The organism is Pseudomonas sp. YH-1, assembly GCF_051990045.1.
Classification (GTDB): domain Bacteria; phylum Pseudomonadota; class Gammaproteobacteria; order Pseudomonadales; family Pseudomonadaceae; genus Pseudomonas; species Pseudomonas nicosulfuronedens.
This window is the reverse complement of the sequence record NZ_CP178184.1, coordinates 5276912-5295830: the sequence shown is the minus strand read 5'-3', so window position 1 is coordinate 5295830 and position 18919 is coordinate 5276912. Positions and strand designations below refer to the sequence as shown.

Annotated in this window: 21 protein-coding genes; 12 read left to right on the top strand and 9 right to left on the bottom strand. The window is 64.9% G+C overall.

Going from position 1 to position 18919, the window contains the following annotated elements:
• Positions 1-94 precede the first annotated feature (94 nt).
• Positions 95-790 (top strand): HAD-IB family phosphatase, encoded by a 696-nt coding sequence (locus tag ACKI1H_RS24090; RefSeq protein WP_440466596.1) that lies wholly within the window; start codon positions 95-97, stop codon positions 788-790.
• Between the two features lie 34 nt (positions 791-824).
• Complete coding sequence (locus tag ACKI1H_RS24085) at positions 825-1862, top strand: TerC/Alx family metal homeostasis membrane protein (protein WP_440466595.1); 1038 nt, start codon at positions 825-827, stop codon at positions 1860-1862.
• A gap of 54 nt (positions 1863-1916) precedes the next feature.
• Here ACKI1H_RS24085 and ACKI1H_RS24080 read toward each other — a convergent pair whose 3' ends face one another.
• From ACKI1H_RS24080 to ACKI1H_RS24065, 4 genes are all read right to left on the bottom strand, one after another.
• Entirely contained in the window at positions 1917-2438 is a 522-nt protein-coding gene (locus ACKI1H_RS24080; RefSeq protein WP_440466594.1) for a DUF3592 domain-containing protein, read from the bottom strand.
• Between the two features lie 149 nt (positions 2439-2587).
• Positions 2588-2998, bottom strand: coding sequence for a PA2817 family protein (locus ACKI1H_RS24075; RefSeq protein WP_440466593.1), 411 nt, complete (start codon positions 2996-2998; stop codon positions 2588-2590).
• A 73-nt stretch (positions 2999-3071) separates the two neighbouring features.
• Entirely contained in the window at positions 3072-3485 is a 414-nt protein-coding gene (locus tag ACKI1H_RS24070) for a PA2816 family glutamine-rich protein (RefSeq protein WP_138521817.1), read from the bottom strand.
• 117 nt (positions 3486-3602) lie between these two features.
• Complete coding sequence (locus ACKI1H_RS24065; RefSeq protein ID WP_440466592.1) at positions 3603-6038, bottom strand: acyl-CoA dehydrogenase; 2436 nt, start codon at positions 6036-6038, stop codon at positions 3603-3605.
• Between the two features lie 261 nt (positions 6039-6299).
• Here ACKI1H_RS24065 and ACKI1H_RS24060 point away from each other — a divergent pair, with 261 nt between their 5' ends.
• The 4 genes from ACKI1H_RS24060 to ACKI1H_RS24045 all read left to right on the top strand — a co-directional run bounded on the left by ACKI1H_RS24060 (position 6300) and on the right by ACKI1H_RS24045 (position 9555).
• The gene (locus ACKI1H_RS24060; protein WP_280055730.1) at positions 6300-6959 is read left to right on the top strand and encodes a transglutaminase-like domain-containing protein; all 660 of its coding nucleotides are present in this window, start codon (positions 6300-6302) and stop codon (positions 6957-6959) included.
• A 162-nt stretch (positions 6960-7121) separates the two neighbouring features.
• Positions 7122-7739, top strand: a complete 618-nt coding sequence (locus tag ACKI1H_RS24055) for a glutathione S-transferase (protein WP_138521811.1) — start codon at positions 7122-7124, stop codon at positions 7737-7739.
• Positions 7740-7846: 107 nt separating this feature from the next.
• Positions 7847-8779, top strand: a complete 933-nt coding sequence (locus tag ACKI1H_RS24050; RefSeq protein ID WP_138521809.1) for an ABC transporter ATP-binding protein — start codon at positions 7847-7849, stop codon at positions 8777-8779.
• Entirely contained in the window at positions 8776-9555 is a 780-nt protein-coding gene (locus ACKI1H_RS24045) for an ABC transporter permease (RefSeq protein WP_138521807.1), read from the top strand. Before ACKI1H_RS24050 ends, ACKI1H_RS24045 begins: the two co-directional genes overlap by 4 nt.
• Before the next feature lie 183 nt (positions 9556-9738).
• On the opposite strand, the gene ACKI1H_RS24040 is transcribed toward ACKI1H_RS24045, so the two are convergent.
• Both ACKI1H_RS24040 and ACKI1H_RS24035 read right to left on the bottom strand, forming a co-directional pair.
• Positions 9739-11058, bottom strand: coding sequence for a heavy metal sensor histidine kinase (locus ACKI1H_RS24040; RefSeq protein WP_138521805.1), 1320 nt, complete (start codon positions 11056-11058; stop codon positions 9739-9741).
• The gene (locus ACKI1H_RS24035) at positions 11055-11735 is read right to left on the bottom strand and encodes a heavy metal response regulator transcription factor (protein WP_138521803.1); all 681 of its coding nucleotides are present in this window, start codon (positions 11733-11735) and stop codon (positions 11055-11057) included. Before ACKI1H_RS24035 ends, ACKI1H_RS24040 begins: the two co-directional genes overlap by 4 nt.
• 126 nt (positions 11736-11861) lie before the next feature.
• On the opposite strand from ACKI1H_RS24035, the gene ACKI1H_RS24030 reads away from it, so the two are divergent.
• From ACKI1H_RS24030 to queF, 5 genes are all read left to right on the top strand, one after another.
• Positions 11862-11993 (top strand): co-regulatory protein PtrA N-terminal domain-containing protein, encoded by a 132-nt coding sequence (locus ACKI1H_RS24030; RefSeq protein WP_017517502.1) that lies wholly within the window; start codon positions 11862-11864, stop codon positions 11991-11993.
• A gap of 173 nt (positions 11994-12166) precedes the next feature.
• Positions 12167-12718 carry a copper-resistant cuproprotein CopI gene (gene copI / locus ACKI1H_RS24025; RefSeq protein WP_440466591.1) on the top strand — a complete coding sequence of 184 codons (552 nt, stop codon included), beginning with the start codon at positions 12167-12169 and terminating at the stop codon, positions 12716-12718.
• Positions 12719-12732: 14 nt separating this feature from the next.
• The gene (locus ACKI1H_RS24020) at positions 12733-14424 is read left to right on the top strand and encodes a copper resistance system multicopper oxidase (RefSeq protein ID WP_440466590.1); all 1692 of its coding nucleotides are present in this window, start codon (positions 12733-12735) and stop codon (positions 14422-14424) included.
• Positions 14425-14433: 9 nt separating this feature from the next.
• Entirely contained in the window at positions 14434-15141 is a 708-nt protein-coding gene (locus ACKI1H_RS24015; protein ID WP_440466589.1) for a copper resistance protein B, read from the top strand.
• Between the two features lie 216 nt (positions 15142-15357).
• Positions 15358-16188, top strand: a complete 831-nt coding sequence (gene queF, locus ACKI1H_RS24010) for an NADPH-dependent 7-cyano-7-deazaguanine reductase QueF (protein ID WP_440466588.1) — start codon at positions 15358-15360, stop codon at positions 16186-16188.
• Between the two features lie 72 nt (positions 16189-16260).
• Here the strand turns inward: queF and ACKI1H_RS24005 are convergent, their stop codons facing one another.
• The 3 genes from ACKI1H_RS24005 to ACKI1H_RS23995 all read right to left on the bottom strand — a co-directional run bounded on the left by ACKI1H_RS24005 (position 16261) and on the right by ACKI1H_RS23995 (position 17924).
• Positions 16261-16524, bottom strand: coding sequence for a DUF4404 family protein (locus tag ACKI1H_RS24005; protein ID WP_138521793.1), 264 nt, complete (start codon positions 16522-16524; stop codon positions 16261-16263).
• 78 nt (positions 16525-16602) lie between these two features.
• Positions 16603-17184, bottom strand: a complete 582-nt coding sequence (locus ACKI1H_RS24000; protein ID WP_440466587.1) for a phosphonate degradation HD-domain oxygenase — start codon at positions 17182-17184, stop codon at positions 16603-16605.
• A complete protein-coding gene (locus ACKI1H_RS23995) occupies positions 17181-17924 on the bottom strand; it encodes an HAD family phosphatase (RefSeq protein ID WP_138521789.1) in 744 nt (247 codons plus the stop codon). Before ACKI1H_RS23995 ends, ACKI1H_RS24000 begins: the two co-directional genes overlap by 4 nt.
• A gap of 111 nt (positions 17925-18035) precedes the next feature.
• Between ACKI1H_RS23995 and ACKI1H_RS23990 the strand changes: the two genes are divergently transcribed.
• The gene (locus ACKI1H_RS23990) at positions 18036-18752 is read left to right on the top strand and encodes a UTRA domain-containing protein (protein WP_440466586.1); all 717 of its coding nucleotides are present in this window, start codon (positions 18036-18038) and stop codon (positions 18750-18752) included.
• Positions 18753-18919 lie beyond the last annotated feature (167 nt).

The window sequence follows — 18919 nt, the reverse complement described above, 5'->3', positions numbered from 1 at the left end:
TTGTCGGTCCGGGCATGCACCCGAGAATGCCTGCGCTCAATCGCTGTGCGATGGGGCGGACATTCCTGAGGGCTGCGGCGAGGTGGTTGCACGGATGGTGGAGTTGCTGAATCGCCTTGAGTCGGAGCGCCAGGAATGGCTACCGAGTGCGGGCAAAGCCGGAGTTCTGTCGGTTTTCGATTTCGACGGCACCCTGACCCGTCATGACAGCTTCCTGCCATTTCTCTGGTTCGCTTTCGGCACGTTCGGTTTTCTGCGGCGCTTGCCCGTCCTGTTGCTGCCGAGCCTGGCCTTTCTCGTTCGCCGTGCTAGTCGCGATGAGCTCAAGGCCTGTCTGATCGAGGTTTTCCTTCGGGGTGTCGACGTGCAATGGCTGTCGGGCCGTGCGCAAACCTACTGCCAGTTCGTCTGGGGCTATCTGCTGCGGCCCGAAGGACTGCGTGGTGTGGCCGTCGAGTTGAATTCAGGTGCTGAAGTGACCCTTTGCTCAGCGTCTCCTGCGCTGGTGCTGCGGCCCTTTGCCGAGCGTCTGGGCGTGGGGTTGATCGGCACCGAGCTGGAGGTCGCCGAGGGGAGGCTCACCGGTCGCATTCTCGGCGGCAACTGCCGTGCTGAGAACAAGGTCCTGCGCCTGCAGGCGAAGTACGGCCCGCTGGCTGATTATCGGCTGCGCGCCTGGGGCGATACCCAAGGCGATCACGCGCTATTGCGAGCTGCCCAGGATCCGCATTGGCGGGTCTTCCATTCCCGTTGGCGACGCACGGGTGGCCCTGTCGGGTCGGCCTCCTGATCCGATCAACATTCCCTCTTCGAGAGCTGCAATCGTGGAACAGACACACATTGGTTTTCCCCCGCTGACGATGGCGGTCTTCGTCGGGCTCGCCCTGGCAGCACTGCTGCTGGACATGGTGACCCATCGCGATAACAAACCCGTTTCGTTGGCGGGTGCGGCAGGCTGGTCGTGCTTCTGGGTCGCGATCTCCCTGGCCTTCGCTGGCTTCCTCTACTTCCAGCACGGCAGCCTGGTGGCCAGTCTGTTCCTCACCGGCTATGCGCTGGAAAAGGTACTGAGTGTCGACAACCTGTTCGTGTTCATCGCCATCTTCGCCTGGTTCAAGGTGCCGGATAGCTTGCGTCATCGGGTTCTCTACTGGGGCATCATTGGCGCCATCGTGTTCCGCGCCGTCTTCGTGGCCATCGGAACCGGGCTGCTGGCATTCGGGCCCTGGGTCGAGATCGTCTTCGCAGTGATCGTGGCCTGGACCGGCGTGATGATGTTCAAGGGTGGCGATGACGATGAGCAGGAGGACTATTCCCAGCACCTGGCCTACCGCTTTGCCGGCAAGCTGTTCCCGGTTTGGCCGAAGCTACTGGGCGGGCGCTTCTTCGCGACGCGCACGCAATTGGAAGCAGAAGTACGCAAGCCCGAGAACAAGGGCCTCAGCCTTGCCGCCAAAGGCACGCTTTTCGCCACGCCGCTGTTCCTGTGCCTGGTGGTAGTCGAGGTGTCCGATGTGCTGTTCGCCTTCGACTCTGTTCCTGCGGTGATCGCCGTTAGCCGCGAGCCGCTGATCGTCTACTCCGCGATGTTGTTCGCGATCCTGGGGCTGCGCACGTTGTACTTCGTGCTCGAAGCGCTCAAGCGCTACCTGGTCCACCTGGAGAAAGCGGTGATCGTGCTGTTGTTCTTCATCGCTGCCAAGTTGGGCCTGAACGCTACCGGCCACCTGTTCCATCACGGTTACAGCATTGACGCCAACACCAGCCTGGTCATCGTGCTGGCCGTCCTGATGTTGGGGATAGTGGCGAGTCTGTTGTTCCCGGCGAAGGAAGAGGTCGAGGGAGAAACTTCCGGGCGCTGACCTTGCCGTGCTCGAAGAAAAGCCCGCGATTGCGGGCTTTTTTGTGCTGTCGGCTCAGGGGGCCGCTGGCACTTCTCGGGGCACGAACAGGCGTCGGGTTGCCAGTAGATGGATGATGAAACTGATCAGCGCGGCGCCCAGGATGCCCACTCCCAAGCGCGTGAACAGGCCGCTGGTGTCGGAGAGGTCCTGTAGCCGGTCGAGGCGGTCGAAGTGGGCCGGGTCGGTGTTGGAGTAGGCGACCTGCAGCAGGGTGCCTTCCGGGTACTTGTCGGCATTGCTGCCGGCGACATCGAAGCGGCCGATGTAGGGCTGGCCTTTCACTTCGAACTGATAGGTGAAGTGGTACATCTCCTTGGTCCGCCCGCGGCGCCCACGCTCCTCGGTGACTTCATCCAGTACCAGTGGCGCGCTGACTACCGAGTGGTCGGCGAGTATGCGTCTGGCGCGCAGGTGATCGCCAATGGCAGTGAGGCACATCAGCAGCACGAAACCGATGGCAAACACGGTGCAGATGATGCTGGAGACGCGGCGGACCTTTTCGTGGGCCCCGGACGAGATTTTGAAGCTGAGCATGACGTTCCCTGCCTTGTGTTGAAAAAGTAACAAAAGGCTACGGGCGAGGCGTCGGGGGTGTCCTTGTCAGTTTGTCAACCGAGCGGACGGAGCGCTGGACAGAATGTCCGTGGCGCGGCGGCAGGCGCCGCGCTGGGGAGGGGGAGGCGTCAGTGCTTCGATGCGTCGTCTGGCAGCGCAAGCACCTGCTTCTCGCGGTTCCAGTCGAAGGGCTCGCCGTTTTCCTCGGCCTCGAAGCGACGCTCGTCGAGCTGCTGGTACATCTGCAGCTCTTCGTCGGGCATGTAGTGCAGGCAGTCGCCGCCGAAGAACCACAGCAGGTCGCGCGGGATCAGGTGGGCGATCTGCGGGTAGCGGTGGAAGATCTGGCTGATCAGGTCCTGGCCCAGGTACTGGGCGCCTTCCGGGTCGCGCGGCAGTTCCACCAGCAGTTCGTCGAAGCGTTCGAGGAACAAGCCGTGGTTGTCCTCGGGAACCTGCTCGGCTTCGCCCAGGGCGCCGAGGATTATGCGCAGGTGGTTGAGCAGGGCGATGTGGTGGTCGAGATAGGCGCTGGCCATGGGGGTTCCTCTGGAGCTGTGTGCAAACGGCCGGGGAGTATATCGGGTTTCGTCGGCGCTGCCGCCGGGTCGATCAGCGGAGCGGGCGCATCTGGATCTGTCGGCGCTGGTTGTCGATCTGCTGGCGCTGTTGGTCGAGGATGCGCTGCTGCTGTTGCAGCTGGTCGCGCTGCAGCTCGCTCTTCTGCCGCTGGATCATCTGGTCGCTCTGCCGGCGCTGCTCGTTCCAGCGCCGCTGGTTGTCCTGCTGGCGCTGCAGGTCCTGTTGCTGCATCTGCAGGCGCTGGTCCTCGTAGTTCAGGCGCTGGCTGTCGAGCTGGTTCTGCCGCAACTGCTGCTGGCGGCGCAGGCTGTCCTGCTGTTGCTGGATCGGGTCGATGACCGGGCTGGGCGCTGGCGCTGGGCGCGGTCGGCTGGGGTAGAGCCAGGGATCGGCCTGGACACTGCCGGCCAGCAGCGCGAGCAGCAGGAGGATGGATCGACGCATGTGCGGTTCTCCATGGGAGTGATGCTCTCAGTGTGCACCCGATAGTCCGGGCCGGCATGGCTGTGCGTCGGAGAAAAAAGAGGCGCCCGAAGGCGCCCCGTGGGTGCAAGCCACCGGTCAATCGGCGTTGCCGGCCAGTTCTTCCTTGGAGAAGTCATCCACGTCGATTACCGCGCGGCGTGCGCGCTCGGCAGCGTGCAGCGTTTCCGCTTCCGCGGCTTCCAGTACGCCCGCCTCGGCGGCGGCATCGATAGGTGACTGCCCTGGCTTGGGATTGACGCCGTGTTCCTTGAGCGCCTTGTGCAGCTTCTTCTGCAGGGGGGCTGCGGCGGCGAGCTGGTCGTAAGCGACGGTGAGCTTGGCCACCGGGTCGTCTGCGCCAGTCGGCAGATGGGCGCCGGCAAGTATCGCTTGCAGGGCTGGGTCGCTCAGCGGGCGGCCGAGGATCTCAGCGATCTCGGCGTCGAGCCTATCGCTCGGGCCACGGTGACGACGGCCCAGCGGCAGCACCAGCACGCGCAGCAGGCAGGCGAACGCGCGGTTGGGGAAGTTGTCGATCAGGTCGGCCAGCGCGGCTTCCGCTTTCTCCAGGTTTTCCTCCATGGCCCAGTGCAGCAGCGGGTGCAGGTAATCCGGGTTGTCCAGGTCGTGGTAGCGTTTGAGCGCGGCGGAGCCCAGGTAGAGGTGGCTCAGCGCATCGCCCAGCCGTGCGGACAGGCGTTCACGGCGCTTCAGCTCGCCGCCGAGCATCATCATGCTGAAGTCGGCAAGCAGGGCGAAGGACGCCGCAAGGCGGTTCAGCGCACGGTAGTACGGACGGCTGATGCGGTCCCCCGGCACCTGGTCGAAACTGCCGAAGCCCAGGCCGAGCAACAGGCTGCTGGCGGCGTTGCTGACGGCAAAGCCGATGTGGTCGAGCAACAGCTCGTCGAACTCGCGCTCGGCCTGGTCCTGGTCCTCGCGGCGGGCCAGTTCCATCTCCTTGAGCACGTACGGATGGCAGCGGATGGCGCCCTGGCCGAAGATCATCAGGTTGCGCGAGAGGATGTTGGCACCCTCCACGGTGATGAAGATTGGCGCGGCCTGCCAGGAACGGCCCAGGTAGTTGTTCGGGCCGAGGATGATGCCTTTGCCGCCGTGGATATCCATGGCGTGGGCGATGCACTCGCGGCCGCGTTCGGTGAGGTGGTACTTGAGGATGGCCGAGAGCACCGAGGGCTTCTCGCCCAGGTCCACCGCGTTGGCGGTGAGGATGCGCGCACTGTCCATCATCCAGGCGTTGCCGCCGATGCGGGCGAGGGCTTCCTGGATGCCTTCGAAGGCCGACAGCGGCACGTTGAACTGCTCGCGTACCTGGGCGTAACGGCCGCTGACGTAACTGCCAGCCTTGGCGGCGCTGGTGCCCACCGCCGGCAGGGAAATCGAGCGGCCCACGGACAGGCAGTTCATCAGCATCATCCAGCCTTTGCCGATCATTTCCTGGCCGCCGATGATGTAGTCGAGCGGCACGAACACGTCCTTGCCGGAGTTGGGGCCATTCATGAAGGCAGCGCCCAGGGGCACGTGGCGACGGCCGATCTGCACGCCGTCGGTGTCGGTCGGGATCAGCGCCAGGGTGATGCCGAGGTCTTCCTCCTCGCCCAGCAGATGGTCCGGGTCATGGCATTTGAAGGCCAGGCCGAGGAGGGTGGCCACCGGGCCGAGGGTGATGTAGCGCTTTTCCCAGGTGAGACGCAGGCCGATGACTTCTTCGCCTTCCCACTGGCCTTTGCAGACCACGCCGACGTCGGTCATGCCACCGGCATCGGAACCGGCCTGCGGACTGGTCAGGGCGAAGCAGGGAATCTCGTCGCCAGTGGCCAGGCGCGGCAGGTAGCGCTGGCGCTGTGCGTCGGTGCCGTAGTGCAGCAGCAGTTCGGCCGGGCCGAGGGAGTTGGGCACCATCACGGTGGAGGCAAGGTCGCCGCTGCGGGTGGCGAGCTTCATCACCACCTGCGAGTGGGCGAAGGCGGAGAAGCCCTTGCCGCCGTATTCCTTGGGAATGATCAGGCCAAAGAATCCCTGGCTCTTGATGTACGCCCAGGCTTCGGGCGGCAGGTCCATGTCCTTGCCGACCTGGTAGTCGTTGATCATCGCGCAGAGTTGCTCGGTGGGACCGTCGACGAAGGCCTGTTCCTCTTCGGTCAATTGCGCGCGGGGGTAGGCCAGCAGCGTGTGCCAGTCCGGGCGGCCGCTGAACAGCTGGCCATCCCACCAGACGGTACCGGCCTCGATAGCCTCGCGCTCGGTTTCGGACATCGGCGGCAGGGTCTTCTTGAACCAGGCGAACAGCCGCGAAGTGAACAGGCTGCGGCGCAGGTCGGTGGCGAGAATCGTCACCGCGACCACCGCCCAGAGCAGCCACAACAGCACCATCCAACCGTGGGCGTGGCTGAACAGGCTCATCAGTACGAGGTACACGGCGACGATGCCGAGGGCCTTGAGCGGTGCGGCGCGGCGGTGCGCGAGCCAGGCGACGCCGAGGATCAGGACGAGTAACCAGACGAGCAGCATGCGGATTCCTCCATGACAGCCCAACCCGGCGACAGCAGGCCGTAGCGGGCTTGGTGACGAGAGTGCGCGAGCACTATGACGAGCGTTTCCCTGCAAGGGATGCCGCCACAATGCCCCGGAAGCTTAGCTGGCCGAATCGGACCAATGGCCGCATGGCCGGACAGCTTGGCCGGATCGCCTTGTCGGACAGGCGTTGGCGCTGGTTAGACTGGAGCCGGATCTCAAGGTCCAGCCAAGGACGACCAGCCCGGAGAAAACGCCATGCAGCCCTACCTCAAGCCCAGCCGCTTCGTTGATAGTGACCACCCTGGGGTAATCGAGTTCGCTCTAAATCACCGGGGCGACGGTGGCACCCCGCGGGAGCAGGCGGTCGCCCTGTACTACGCGGTGCGTGACGGGATTCGCTACAACCCCTACGTGTTCAGCCGTGACCCGCAGACGCTCAGGGGCAGCCATGCGCTGGAGGCCGGGCAGTCTTACTGTGTGCCCAAGGCCACGCTGCTGGCGGCCTGCGCGCGGCATTGCGGGATTCCCGCGCGGATTGGCCTGGCCGACGTGAAGAACCACTTGGCCACGCCGCGCCTCCTGGAACTGCTGCGCAGCGAAGTGTTCGCCATGCACGGCTATACCGAACTCTTTCTCGAGGGGCGCTGGGTGAAGGCGACGCCGGCGTTCGATATCGGTCTGTGCGAGGCCTTCGGTGTGCTGCCGCTGGAATTCGACGGGCGCAACGACAGCGTCTTCCACCCGTTCAACCGCGAGGGTGAGCGGCACATGGAGTACCTGCGCGACCACGGCCAGTTCCCCGATGTGCCGGAGGAATTCTTCTTCGGCTACCTCAGGCAGTGCTACCCGCACCTGTTCACCGGCGAGGATGCACCGCTGGACGGCGACATGCGCAGCGAAGCGGCCAGGCCGTAAAGCCATCGTTCGCATGAAAGCAATCGCCCATGAAAGCAATCGATAGTGACCATCAGTACGTGTGTCTTTTTTCCTGGCGCCGTTGCCGGTAGGGTGCCGTCATCCGAAATCGCGTCCGCTGGGCGCGTGACAAACGAATGACGACAACAAGAGAGGCGCAGCATGCTCAGGATCTGGGGCCGAAAGAATTCCTCCAACGTGCGCAAGGCGCTCTGGTGCGCGGAGGAGGCTGGCCTGGCCTATGAGCGGATCGACGCCGGCGGCGCGTTCGGCCTGGTCAACGATGCGCCTTACCGCGAGCTGAATCCCAATGGCGTGGTGCCGACCCTGGACGACGACGGCTTCGTGCTCTGGGAGTCCAACACCATCGTCCGCTACCTCGCTGCGCGCTACGCTCCGGACCTGTACCCGCAGGACCTGCAGCAGCGCGCCAGCGCCGAGAAATGGATGGACTGGACCACCTCGTCCTTCGCCGCGCCGTTCCGCACCGTGTTCTGGGGTACCCTGCGCACTCCGCCGGAGCAACGTGACGCCACCGCCATCCAGGCCGCCATCGATACCTGCGTGGCCCTGTTGGCGGTGCCCGAGGCCACGCTCGCCACGCAGCCGTACCTCACCGGCGAACAATTCGGCATGGGCGACATCCCGCTGGGCAGCTTCATCTATGCTTGGTTCGAAATGCCCATCGAGCGCCCGGCACAGCCGCATCTCGAAGCCTGGTACGCCCGCCTGAAGGCACGCCCGGCTTACCGTGCGGCAGTAATGACCGACCTGACCTGAATGCCTGCGCGTGCCCCGGAGGTTGCAATCCTCGCGGCGTACCCTTATCAAGCAGGCCATTTTTCCAAAGACATGCGTCTTTCCACCGACTTGCAACGGGAAAACCCATGAGTTCCGCGCTGTCCATCCGTCAATTGACGAAGACCTACGGCAACGGTTTCCAGGCCCTCAAGGGCATCGACCTGGACGTCGCCGAGGGCGATTTCTTTGCCTTGCTGGGCCCCAACGGTGCCGGCAAATCCACCACCATCGGCATCCTCTCCACCCTGGTGAACAAGACCAGCGGCACGGTCAACGTGTTCGGCCATGACCTGGACAAGGACCCGTACGGTTTGAAGCGTTGCCTGGGCGTAGTGCCCCAGGAGTTCAACTTCAACCAGTTCGAGAAGGTGTTCGACATCGTCGTCACCCAGGCCGGCTACTACGGCATCCCGATGAGCGTGGCCAAGGGCCGCGCCGAGAAGTACCTGACCCAGCTGGGCCTGTGGGACAAGCGCAACTCCGCTTCCCGCGAACTCTCCGGCGGCATGAAGCGCCGCCTGATGATCGCCCGCGCGCTGGTACACGAGCCGCGCCTGCTGATCCTCGACGAACCCACCGCAGGCGTGGACATCGAACTGCGCCGCTCGATGTGGAACTTCCTCACCGAGCTCAACGGCGAAGGCATCAGCATCATCCTCACCACGCACTACCTGGAGGAGGCCGAACAGCTTTGCCGCAACATCGCGATCATCGACCACGGCACCATCGTGGAGAACACCAGCATGCGCAAGCTGCTCGGCAAGCTGCACGTCGAGACCTTCTACCTCGACCTGCAAGGCACGCTCAGCGAAACGCCGAAGCTCGACGGCTATCCGGCCCGTCTGGTGGACGATCACACCCTGGAAGTTCAGGTGGATAAATCGTTGGGCATCAACGGTCTGTTCGTCCAGCTCAATGCCCAGGGTGTGCAAGTGCTGAGCCTGCGCAACAAGAGCAACCGCCTGGAGGAACTGTTCGTGTCGCTGGTGGAGAAGAATCTGTCGAAGGTGGCGGTATGAGTCACGAACTGCGCGCCAACTGGGTCGCCCTCAACACCATCGTCTACCGCGAAGTCCGCCGCTTCCTGCGCATCTGGCCGCAGACCCTGCTGCCGCCAGCGATCACCATGGTTCTGTACTTCGTCATCTTCGGCAACCTGATCGGCCGGCAGATCGGCGACATGGGTGGTTTCACCTACATGCAGTACATCGTGCCGGGGCTGATCATGATGTCGGTGATCACCAACTCCTACGGCAACGTGGTCTCGAGCTTCTTCGGCAGCAAGTTCCAGCGCAACATCGAGGAGCTGCTGGTCTCGCCGGTATCACCGCACACCATCCTCCTGGGCTTCGTCTGCGGTGGCGTGCTGCGCGGGCTGGCGGTAGGCGTGATCGTTACCCTCCTGTCGCTGTTCTTCACCGACCTGCAGATCCACCATCTGGGTATCACCGTGCTGGTGGTGGTGCTGACGGCGGCGATCTTCTCCATGGGCGGTTTCGTCAACGCGGTGTTCGCGCGCAACTTCGACGACATCTCGATCATCCCGACCTTCGTGCTGACGCCGCTGACCTACCTGGGCGGGGTGTTCTACTCGATCACGCTGCTGCCGCCGTTCTGGCAGACCGTCTCGCTGGCCAACCCGATCCTGCACATGGTCAACGCCTTCCGTTATGGCATCCTCGGCGTGTCCGACATCCGCATCGGCACGGCGGTGATCTTCATGCTGGTGGCGACCGTGCTGCTCTATGTGTTCTGCATTCGCCTGCTGGTGAGCGGGCGCGGCATGCGACAGTGAGCGGCGCCTTGAGCTGATTAAAAAGGCCCCGGTTGGGGCCTTTTTCGTTTCCAGCCTTCGTCGGGCTCAGTTTGGGGCGACGGGCATTTGATCTTGCAGGAGCGAGCTTGTTCGCGAACCGCCTCAACGATGGTGCTGCCGGTGAGTCCGTTCGCGAGCAAGGACTGGGCGTCCCCCTCGCTCCTACACGTTCGGCAGTTCGATGACGAATCGCGTCCACCCCTGCGCCGACTCGCAGCGAATCTCGCCACCATGGGCGCGAACGATGGAGCGGCAGATCGCCAACCCCAGCCCGGCATGTTCGCCCTGGCCTTCGCGGCGGGCCGGGTCGGCGCGGTAGAAACGGTCGAACAGGCGCGGCAGGCGGTCGGCAGGAATCTCCCGCCCTGGGTTCTCCACGCTCAGGCGGCCCGGCTCCAGGCGCACGCGAATCTGCCCACCGTCCGCAGTGAAGCGCAGGGCGTTGTCCAGCAGGTTGGCCAGCACCCGGCGCAGCAAGGCGCGATCGCCATGCACCGACAGCTCGCCATCGCGGTCCAGGCGAATGGACTTTTCCTCGGCCAGCGGCCCGTAGAATTCCAGCAGCTCGTCCACCTCGCCGGCCAGCGCCAGGAGCTGGCTGCTGGGCGTGAGCAGGCCATGGTCGGCCTTGGCCAGGAACAGCATGTCGTTGACCATCGCGGTGAGCCGCTCCAACTCCTCCAGGTTGCCGTGCAGCGCCTCGCGGTAGTCCTCCAGTCCGCGCGGGCGCGACAGCACCACCTGGGTCTGGGTCAGCAGTCCGGTGAGCGGCGTGCGCAGCTCGTGGGCGATGTCGGCGGAGAAGGCCGACAGGCGCTGGAAGGCCTCTTCCAGGCGCGCCAGCATGGCGTTCAGCTCGCCGGCCAGGCCACGCAGCTCCTGCGGCATCTGTCCGGCGTCCAGGCGGGTGGTCAGCGAGTGCGCGCTGACCTGCGCCGCCACCTCGCTCATGCGCCGCAACGGCCGCAGGCTGGCCCGGGCGGCCCAGGCGCCGAGCAGGGCAGTGGCCAGGGCGGAGAAGCCCATGGTCAGCCAGATAAGCCGCTGCATGCGTTGCAGGAAGTGCTGGTGGTGAGTGATATCGAGGATCAGGGTGAGCTGCGGACCATCGGGTCGGTCGGCCTTCAAGGGCGCTTGCAGTTCGCGGTAGGCAGGGGGTTCGTCGCTGGCCATGTTCATTGTCGGCAATTGCCAGAACCAGCGTTGCCCATCGGGGCCTTGCAGTCGCAGGCCGAGGTCGGGGTGGCGTTCCAGTTCGCGGCGCAGTTCGGCGGTGTGCGGCGCCAGTTGCTCGGCGCTGCTGACTTCGCTGAGCACGTCGCGAAAGATCGCCAGCTTGCCGCTCAACAGCTGCTGGTCCAGCTCGATGAAGTGTGCCTCGCTGGCGCGGCTGAACACGATGCCTGCCAGCAGCGACACGGCGGCGGTGCAGGCGGCGAACAGCAGGCTCAGGCGCAGGCCCAGGGAGAGGCGTGCGCTCATGCTTCGCGCTCTTCCAGTACGTAGCCCATACCACGCACGGTGTGGATCAGACGCTGCGGGAAGTCATCGTCGACCTTGGCACGCAGACGGCGGATGGCGACTTCGATGACGTTGGTGTCGCTGTCGAAATTCATGTCCCACACCTGGGAGGCGATCAGTGACTTGGGCAGTACTTCGCCGCTGCGGCGCAGCAGCAGTTCCAGCAGGGCGAATTCCTTGGCGGTCAGGTCGATACGTTTGCCGGCGCGTTGCACACGACGGCGCAACAGGTCCAGTTCGAGGTCCGCGAGTTGCAGGGTGGTTTCCTGCAGTTGCTGGCCGCCACGACGCAGCAGGGTACGCACACGGGCCAGCAGTTCGACGAAGGCGAAGGGTTTCACCAGGTAGTCGTCGGCGCCCAGTTCCAGGCCGCGTACGCGGTCTTCCACGGCATCGCGGGCAGTGAGGAACAGCACTGGAACGGCGCTGCCGGTCTGGCGCAGCGCCTGGAGGATCTGCCAGCCGTCGCGGCCGGGCAGCATCACGTCGAGGATCAGCAGGTCGTGCTCGCCGGTCAGGGCCAGTTGCAGGCCCTCGTCGCCGTCGGCAGTCAGGTCGACGGCAAAGCCTGCCTCGCTCAGCCCCTGCTGCAGGTACTGGCCGATGCGCGGTTCGTCTTCGACGATGAGGAGTTTCATCCGGGTATCCATTCAGGCGCTCGGGGCGCGGCTGTCATCAGGGTAATGGGGCGGTCAGCGAACTGACAGCGTCCGCGTTGCACACTGGCAGTGAGTTCATTGTTCAGCGTCTTCGAGGAGCCCGCCATGCACCTGATCATCTCCACGCTGTTTGCCGTGCTGTTCTTCCCCGTCACGCCGGCCTTGGCTGACGGGGGAGGGGATATCACCTTCCAGCGCATGCAGGAACAGGCCGCTACGGTGCGCCAGGCCTGCTGAAACCGCCTCATCGTGCTGCCCCTTGCCCGCCCTTCGGCGGGCTTTTTTTTCGCCCTCTTTATACCCTGTACCGCGCTGGCGGGCGCCAAGCTGACAGAGTTGTAATCTTCCCGACAGGTAACCCTCAGCCGCTGACAGCGACCATGGCCAGCATTCCAGAAAGGAGATTCGCCATGTCCCTGCGCCATCTGCTCCAAGCTTCCGTCATCGGTCTTGCCGCCGCCATCAGCCTGCCGGCCCTGGCCGATGCCGGTCACGCCTACGACTTCGGCAAGCCGGCCAAGGCTGCCCAGGCCACACGCACCGTGGAGGTCAAGCTGGGCGAGATGTTCTTCGAGCCGGAGAGCATCGACGTGAAGCCGGGCGAAACCGTGCGTTTCGTCATCCACAACACGGGCAGCCTGTTGCATGAGTTCAACCTGGGCAGTGCCGCCATGCACGCCGGTCACCAGAAGGAAATGCAGCAGATGATGGACTCCGGCATGCTCACCCCCACCGGCATGCAGCACGACATGAGCAAGATGGACCACAGCAAGATGGGCCATGGCGATAAGCCGATGGGGCAGATGATGAAGCACGACGACCCCAACAGCGTGCTGGTGGAGCCGGGCAAGACCGCCGAGTTGACCTGGACTTTCAGCAAGGCCACCAGCCTGGAGTTCGCCTGCAACATTCCGGGGCACTACCAGGCCGGCATGGTCGGCAAACTGATCGTCAAGCCCTGAGCGGGAGCGCCGAGATGATCCGCGCAAGGGAATGGGCCCTGGGGGCGTTGCTGCTGGCACCGTTGGCGGTGCAGGCGGGCGTGTATGACCTGACGATTGGCGAGGGCGAGCTGAAACTGTCCGACGGCGCCCGCAAGGCGCTGACGGTGAATGGTCGCACGCCCGCGCCGGAGCTTCGCTTCAAGGAGGGCGAGGACGTCGAGTTGCGCGTCACCAACACCCTCGACCGTGACACCTCGCTGCACTGGCATGGGCTGATCCTGCCCTATACCCAGGACGGCGTGCCGGGCATCAGCTTCCCCGGCATCAAGCCCGGCGAGACCTTCACCTACCGCTTCACCGTGAAGCAGTCCGGCACCTACTGGTACCACGCCCACAGCGACTTCCAGGAGATCGAGGGACTCTACGGCCCGCTGGTGATCGAGCCGAAGGCGCGCGAGCCGTACCGCTACGACCGCGAGTACACCCTGCTGCTGGCCGACTGGCACGACACCCGGCCGGAAACCGTGTTCGCCAACCTGAAGAAGCAGAGCGACTACTACAACCGCAACCAGCGCACGCTGAGCGACTTCATCGCCGATTCCAGCGTCAATGGGCTCATGGCGACCTTGCGCGACCGCCTGGACTGGGGCGGCATGCGCATGACGCCGACGGATATCGCCGACATCGCCGGCTTCCGTTTCCTGGTCAACGGCCAGGACAGCGAACAGAACTGGACCGGCCTGTTCAAGCCTGGCGAGCGTGTGCGCCTGCGCCTCATCAACGGCTCGGGCATGAGCTATTTCGATCTGCGCATTCCCGGCCTGAAGATGACCGTGGTGCAGGCCGACGGCAACGACGTGCAGCCGGTGACAGTCGACGAGTTGCGCATCGCCGTGGCCGAGACCTACGACGTGATCGTCCAGCCGCAGGAAGACCGCGCCTACACCTTCTTCGCCGAAGCCATGGACCGCAGCGGCTACGCCCGCGCCACCCTGGCGCCCCGGGAGGGCCTGGTGGCCGAGGTGCCGGCGCTGCGTGAACGGCCGCTGCTGACCATGGCCGACATGGGCATGAGCCATGAAGGCATGGACCACAGTGGCATGGCGATGGATGGGCAGGGCGATGACGTGAAAGCGTCGGGCATGGCCGGGATGGGGCATTCGACTATGCAGGGCATGGACCACTCGCAGATGGCCGGCATGGATCACTCGGCCATGGGCGCTGCCGCGCCGAAGTCCGACTACGCACCGGGCAGCGGGCTGACGCCGCAACCGGCCGCGCCGGGCAATCGCTTGCTGGTCTACGCGGACCTCAAGGCCATGCGCCCCTACGCTGACTACCGCGCACCGGATCGCACCATCGAGTTCCGCCTCACCGGCAATATGGAACGCTACTTCTGGTCCATCGATGGCAAGAAGTACTCCGAGGCCGAGCCGATCCGCCTGACCTACGGCGAGCGGGTGCGCATTCGCTTCGTCAACGACACCATGATGACCCACCCCATGCACCTGCACGGCATGTGGATGCAGCTGGACAAGGGCAACGGCCGCTTCAACCCGCTCAAGCACGTGGTCAGCGTGGCGCCGGGCAGCACCCTGGACGTCGACGTGCCCGCCGATGCACTGGGCGAATGGGCCTTCCACTGCCACCTGATCTACCACATGGCCGCCGGCATGATGCGCAAGGTCATCGTCGAGCCGGCTCCCGCCAGCGCCAGCCTCTGAGGAACCGCCATGAAACGCATAGCAACGGTGGCCTGCGCGGCGACCCTGGGCCTGGCCTTGCCCGCTGAAAGTGCCGAGATGGACGACATGCCCATGGGCTCGCTGCTGATCCAGCGCCTGGAAAGCCGTTTCCATGGCAACGACCAGGCCCTGGGCTGGGAAGCCCAGGGTTGGTACGGCACCGACTACCAGAAACTGCGCCTGAAGCTGGAAGGCGAGCGCGACGCCGGCGGCCCGACTACCGACAACGAGGTGCAACTGCTCTATCAGCGCATGGTCGCGGACTTCTGGGACTGGCAGGTGGGCGTGCGCCATGACGACCAACCGGGGCCGTCGCGCACCTATGCCGTTCTCGGTCTCCAGGGGTTGGCACCGCAGTGGTTCGAGGTGGACGCCAACCTGTTCCTCAGCGAGCGCGGCGACCCATCCCTGCGCCTGGAAACCGAATACGAGCTGCTGCTGACCCAGCGGCTGATCCTCGAACCCTCGCTGGAATACAACCTGGCGCTGGCCGATGACCGGGATCTTGGCGTGGGTGCCGGTGGCAGCGAGTTGGAGGCGGGCTTGCGGCTGCGCTACGAAGTGCGCCGGGAGTTTGCGCCGTACTTCGGCTACGTCTGGAGCAAGACCTATGGCCGCAGCGGCGATATCGCCCGTGCCGAGGGTGAGGATGACGAGCAAGGTTATTGGGTCGCAGGCGTGCGAATGTGGTTCTGACTGGCCCGACGTAGGATGGCGTGGAGCGAAGCGATACCCATCGATTCGGTGCGCACGCAGCATGGGTATCGCTCCGCTCCACCCATCCTACAAAGGCGCATGCTGGATACGTCGGAATATCCGGCTCGTCCGCCGGAAGCTGAAAGGGTCGGCGGATTTGTATACACTCGCCGCCTCGCGTTACCACCCGCATCGCCGATCCAGCAGGTCTTCCCCATGCAGCATCCCGCCGAACACTCGCCCCTGGGCAAATCCAGCGAATACGTCTCCACCTACGCGCCGGAGCTGCTGTTCCCGATCTCCCGCACCACCAAGTGGGCGGAGCTGGGCCTGACCGCGGAAACCCTGCCGTACCAGGGCGTCGACCTGTGGAACTGCTATGAGCTGTCCTGGCTGACTTCCTCGGGCAAGCCGGTGGTGGCCATCGGCGAATTCGCGATTCCGGCGCAGTCGCCGAACATCATCGAGTCCAAGTCCTTCAAGCTCTACCTCAACTCGCTGAACCAGACCGCCTTCGACAATGCCGAAGCCGTGCGTGCGGTGATGGAGCGTGACCTGTCCGCCGCCGCTGGTGCGCCGGTGGCTGTGCGTGTGCGTGGACTGGATGAAGTGGCTGGGGAGGGCGTTGCCGTCATCGAAGGCACCTGCGTCGATGACCTGGACGTCGTGGTGCAGAGCTATGACCACCCACGCCCGGAGCTGCTGCGTTGCGACGACACTCGCCGTGTCGATGAAGTGCTCTACAGCCACCTGCTCAAATCCAACTGCCCGGTCACCGGCCAGCCGGATTGGGGCACCCTGGTTGTGGAATACACGGGGCCGGCGCTGGATGCAGCGAGCCTGCTGGCCTACGTCGTATCCTTCCGCCAGCACCAGGACTTCCACGAGCAGTGCGTCGAGCGGATCTACCTCGACCTTCAGCGTCTGCTGCAGCCGACTCGCCTGACCGTCTATGCGCGCTATGTGCGCCGTGGCGGGTTGGACATCAACCCCTACCGAAGCAGCGATGCGGTGCAGCCGGACAATCGCCGGCTGGTGCGCCAGTAAGGCTCACTGCGTCAGTAAATCGCAGATACAAAAAAAACCGGCCAAGGCCGGGTTTTTTCATGACAGGCAGGTCTAGATGCCCATGTTGGCGAGGCTCTGCACAATGGAGCGGAGCGTCCCGGCCAGCGTCGGATGGCTCGCCTCGAAGCGCTCCACGGCCAGGTTGACGTTGTCCATCAGGGTCTCGTCGGCCAGCGCCTCCTCGTTGGCCAGCTGCATCTCGATGTCCTTGATCAGGGCCTGCAGCGATTCGCGCTCTTCCGCGTTCAGCGGCGGCTGGCGCTCCAGCTGCTCGCGCAGGGCCTGGAGTTCTTCCTGGAGGCGTTGTGTCGGCATGGTGGTGTCCTTCTGCGGTACGTACCCAAAGATGGACCTCGCCCGGCAGGGAAAAGGTCCATCGCCATGTCTTTGAGCTTAACTCGCCGCGCGCACCCTTGCCTGATGCCGATCAACTCGCAGGAGACGTTCGAGCAGCGGGAAGAAGTGCTCCAGCTCCGGCGTGCGCATCGCCGGGTCCTTGCCCAGGTCGTCCAGCCGGCGCAGGGTCAGCGCGTCCTGGGAGAAGGGGGCGTTGAGGAAGGCGCTGGCGCCGCGCTCGTCGAACGGCCCGCCCTGCAGCGCCAGGCTCTGCCGCGAGGCCCAGGAAAGTCCCGCGTGGTAGGCCGGATCCACTGCGCAGAGATAGCGCTTGGCAGCCACGTGCAGGCGGATCGGCTGCCAGACGGATTCGGGCAGCAGCTCGCGCAGCAGGTTGGCGCCGAACTCTTCGTGGCGCTGGTCGTGTTCCTCGATCAGCGTCGGGTCTTCATACAGGTGGCCAATGTCGTGGAGCAGGGCGGCGATCACCAGGCTGTCGGAACAACCGGCGCGCTCGGCCAGGGTGGCGCACTGCAATGCGTGCTCGCCTTGGCTGACGGCCTCGCCGTAAGGTTCGGCGCCGTGGCTGGCGAAGCGTTCGGCCAGCTCGTCGAGGAAGCGGTGGCGTTCGTGCTTCATGGTTTTTCTCCTTTCAGGCGGCGGCCGGCGATGTCCTGCAGGCAGGAGTCCAGCTCGCCCAGGTGATCGATGACCGAGTGCACGCCCAGGCGATACAAACCCAGAGTGGCCTGGGCGCGCAGGCGGTCGCGGTCGAGGTTGCCCAGGGCGTCCCAGTCTCCCGGTGCGTGACCGCACAGGGGGCCGCTGGCGGCCAGGCCGATGGTCCAAAGGCCGGCGTTGAGGCCCGCCTGGAGCAGGCGCGGCTGGCCGCTGACCAGCACGCAGCCGTCCAGATGTGGGCTGTCCAACTGCATCAGTGCCTGCCAGCAGGAGTCCGGCGCAGGCCATTGGCGGCCAGCAATCTCGAGGCCGGTCGCCAGGTGATCGTCCAGGGCCCCGGCCAGGTGCTGCGCGGCGGCGTTGGGCAGCTCATCGAGCCAGGCGCAGGGTACGCCGCGCTGGTGCAGCGTCTGCAGGGCGTCCAGGGCCCCTGGAGTGGCCTCGGCGTGGGCCTGGGCAGCATCGTTCAGGGCGGACTGGAAGCGGCTGCGCTCCTGGGTATCGGCACGGCGGCCCAGGGCAAGGTCCAGGGCATCCTGCGGGGGCAGGGTGAGGGCATTGGTCAGGCGTTCCGGTGGACAATCGGGGCAGGTACGTTGCAGGGCTACCGGCAGCGTCCTTGCGCCGAAATCCACCAGGTCGCCCGACAGTCCGAACAGCAGGGTAGTGAAACGCGGAAGGTCGGCAGTCGCAGGCATGGTGGGCTTTTCTGATAATTGGTCTAGGCCAGACTAGCGGGCCAATGTGACGGTCCGATGAAGTCCTCCGCATGCCGTTATAATCGCCGCGCCTTTTTGCGGAAGACGCCCATGCCGGTCGAACCCATGCCCCATTACCTGCGCATTCGCGACCAGCTGGCGCAGGACATCGCCAACACCTCCCTGAGCCAGCGACTGCCTGCCGAACGCGAGCTGGCCGAGCGCTTCTGCTGCACCCGCGTGACCCTGCGCGAAGCGTTGCAGCAGCTGGAGACCGAAGGCTTGCTGTACCGCGAGAACCGCCGCGGCTGGTTCGTCTCGCCACCGCGCATCCGCTACAACCCGACGCGCACCACCGGCTTCATGGATTACGTGGAGGCTCAGGGGCGCGTCCCGCGTACTGAGGTCCTGGCTGCTGAACGCCGCGCCGCTGGGCCGGCACTCGGACGCCGCATGGGGCTGGATGAAGAGGCCGAGGTCTTCCACATCCTGCGCCGACGCTGGGTCGATGAGCGGCCGGTGATGCTCGAGGAAATCACCCTGGATGCCAGCTGGTGCCCAGGTCTGCTCGACCACAGGCTGGATACCTCGCTCACTCGTGTATTGCGTGAGGCGCTAGGGCTGAGCCTGTCGCGCTCCGAGCTGGCTATGCATTCCACGGCGCTGGTGGCGGCGCGAGCGACTCCACTGCAACTGACGCCGGGCTCGCCTGGGCTGTATGTGGAACGCGCCAGCTATGTCGAGGACGGCCGGCTGGTGGAGTGGGACCAGGAGTTCTGGCGCTCCGATGCGCTGGAAATTGTCATCGACGCACGGTATCCCGACTGAAGTGGCACTATGCTTTCAACTGGAAGCCAGCGAAACGGCAGTGCGTGACTCCGAATCGAAATCCTGCGAGATCGTTCCGGGTCTGCAAATCCGTTGCGCCTCTATATAATCTGCCCGCATAGCGGGGCCGCCATGGCTGGCCCGATAGACATTCACTGGAGAACTCC

Excerpts from the sequence above, each read along its gene's own strand:
- ACKI1H_RS24090 (WP_440466596.1), top strand. The coding sequence starts at position 95 with ATGGTGGAGTTGCTGAATCGCCTTGAGTCGGAGCGCCAGGAATGGCTA.
- ACKI1H_RS24080 (WP_440466594.1), bottom strand. The coding sequence starts at position 2,438 with ATGCTCAGCTTCAAAATCTCGTCCGGGGCCCACGAAAAGGTCCGCCGC.
- ACKI1H_RS24075 (WP_440466593.1), bottom strand. The coding sequence starts at position 2,998 with ATGGCCAGCGCCTATCTCGACCACCACATCGCCCTGCTCAACCACCTG.
- ACKI1H_RS24070 (WP_138521817.1), bottom strand. The coding sequence starts at position 3,485 with ATGCGTCGATCCATCCTCCTGCTGCTCGCGCTGCTGGCCGGCAGTGTC.
- ACKI1H_RS24065 (WP_440466592.1), bottom strand. The coding sequence starts at position 6,038 with ATGCTGCTCGTCTGGTTACTCGTCCTGATCCTCGGCGTCGCCTGGCTC.
- ACKI1H_RS24060 (WP_280055730.1), top strand. The coding sequence starts at position 6,300 with ATGCAGCCCTACCTCAAGCCCAGCCGCTTCGTTGATAGTGACCACCCT.
- ACKI1H_RS24055 (WP_138521811.1), top strand. The coding sequence starts at position 7,122 with ATGCTCAGGATCTGGGGCCGAAAGAATTCCTCCAACGTGCGCAAGGCG.
- ACKI1H_RS24050 (WP_138521809.1), top strand. The coding sequence starts at position 7,847 with ATGAGTTCCGCGCTGTCCATCCGTCAATTGACGAAGACCTACGGCAAC.
- ACKI1H_RS24045 (WP_138521807.1), top strand. The coding sequence starts at position 8,776 with ATGAGTCACGAACTGCGCGCCAACTGGGTCGCCCTCAACACCATCGTC.
- ACKI1H_RS24040 (WP_138521805.1), bottom strand. The coding sequence starts at position 11,058 with ATGAGCGCACGCCTCTCCCTGGGCCTGCGCCTGAGCCTGCTGTTCGCC.
- ACKI1H_RS24035 (WP_138521803.1), bottom strand. The coding sequence starts at position 11,735 with ATGAAACTCCTCATCGTCGAAGACGAACCGCGCATCGGCCAGTACCTG.
- ACKI1H_RS24030 (WP_017517502.1), top strand. The coding sequence starts at position 11,862 with ATGCACCTGATCATCTCCACGCTGTTTGCCGTGCTGTTCTTCCCCGTC.
- copI (WP_440466591.1), top strand. The coding sequence starts at position 12,167 with ATGTCCCTGCGCCATCTGCTCCAAGCTTCCGTCATCGGTCTTGCCGCC.
- ACKI1H_RS24020 (WP_440466590.1), top strand. The coding sequence starts at position 12,733 with ATGATCCGCGCAAGGGAATGGGCCCTGGGGGCGTTGCTGCTGGCACCG.
- ACKI1H_RS24015 (WP_440466589.1), top strand. The coding sequence starts at position 14,434 with ATGAAACGCATAGCAACGGTGGCCTGCGCGGCGACCCTGGGCCTGGCC.
- queF (WP_440466588.1), top strand. The coding sequence starts at position 15,358 with ATGCAGCATCCCGCCGAACACTCGCCCCTGGGCAAATCCAGCGAATAC.
- ACKI1H_RS24005 (WP_138521793.1), bottom strand. The coding sequence starts at position 16,524 with ATGCCGACACAACGCCTCCAGGAAGAACTCCAGGCCCTGCGCGAGCAG.
- ACKI1H_RS24000 (WP_440466587.1), bottom strand. The coding sequence starts at position 17,184 with ATGAAGCACGAACGCCACCGCTTCCTCGACGAGCTGGCCGAACGCTTC.
- ACKI1H_RS23995 (WP_138521789.1), bottom strand. The coding sequence starts at position 17,924 with ATGCCTGCGACTGCCGACCTTCCGCGTTTCACTACCCTGCTGTTCGGA.
- ACKI1H_RS23990 (WP_440466586.1), top strand. The coding sequence starts at position 18,036 with ATGCCGGTCGAACCCATGCCCCATTACCTGCGCATTCGCGACCAGCTG.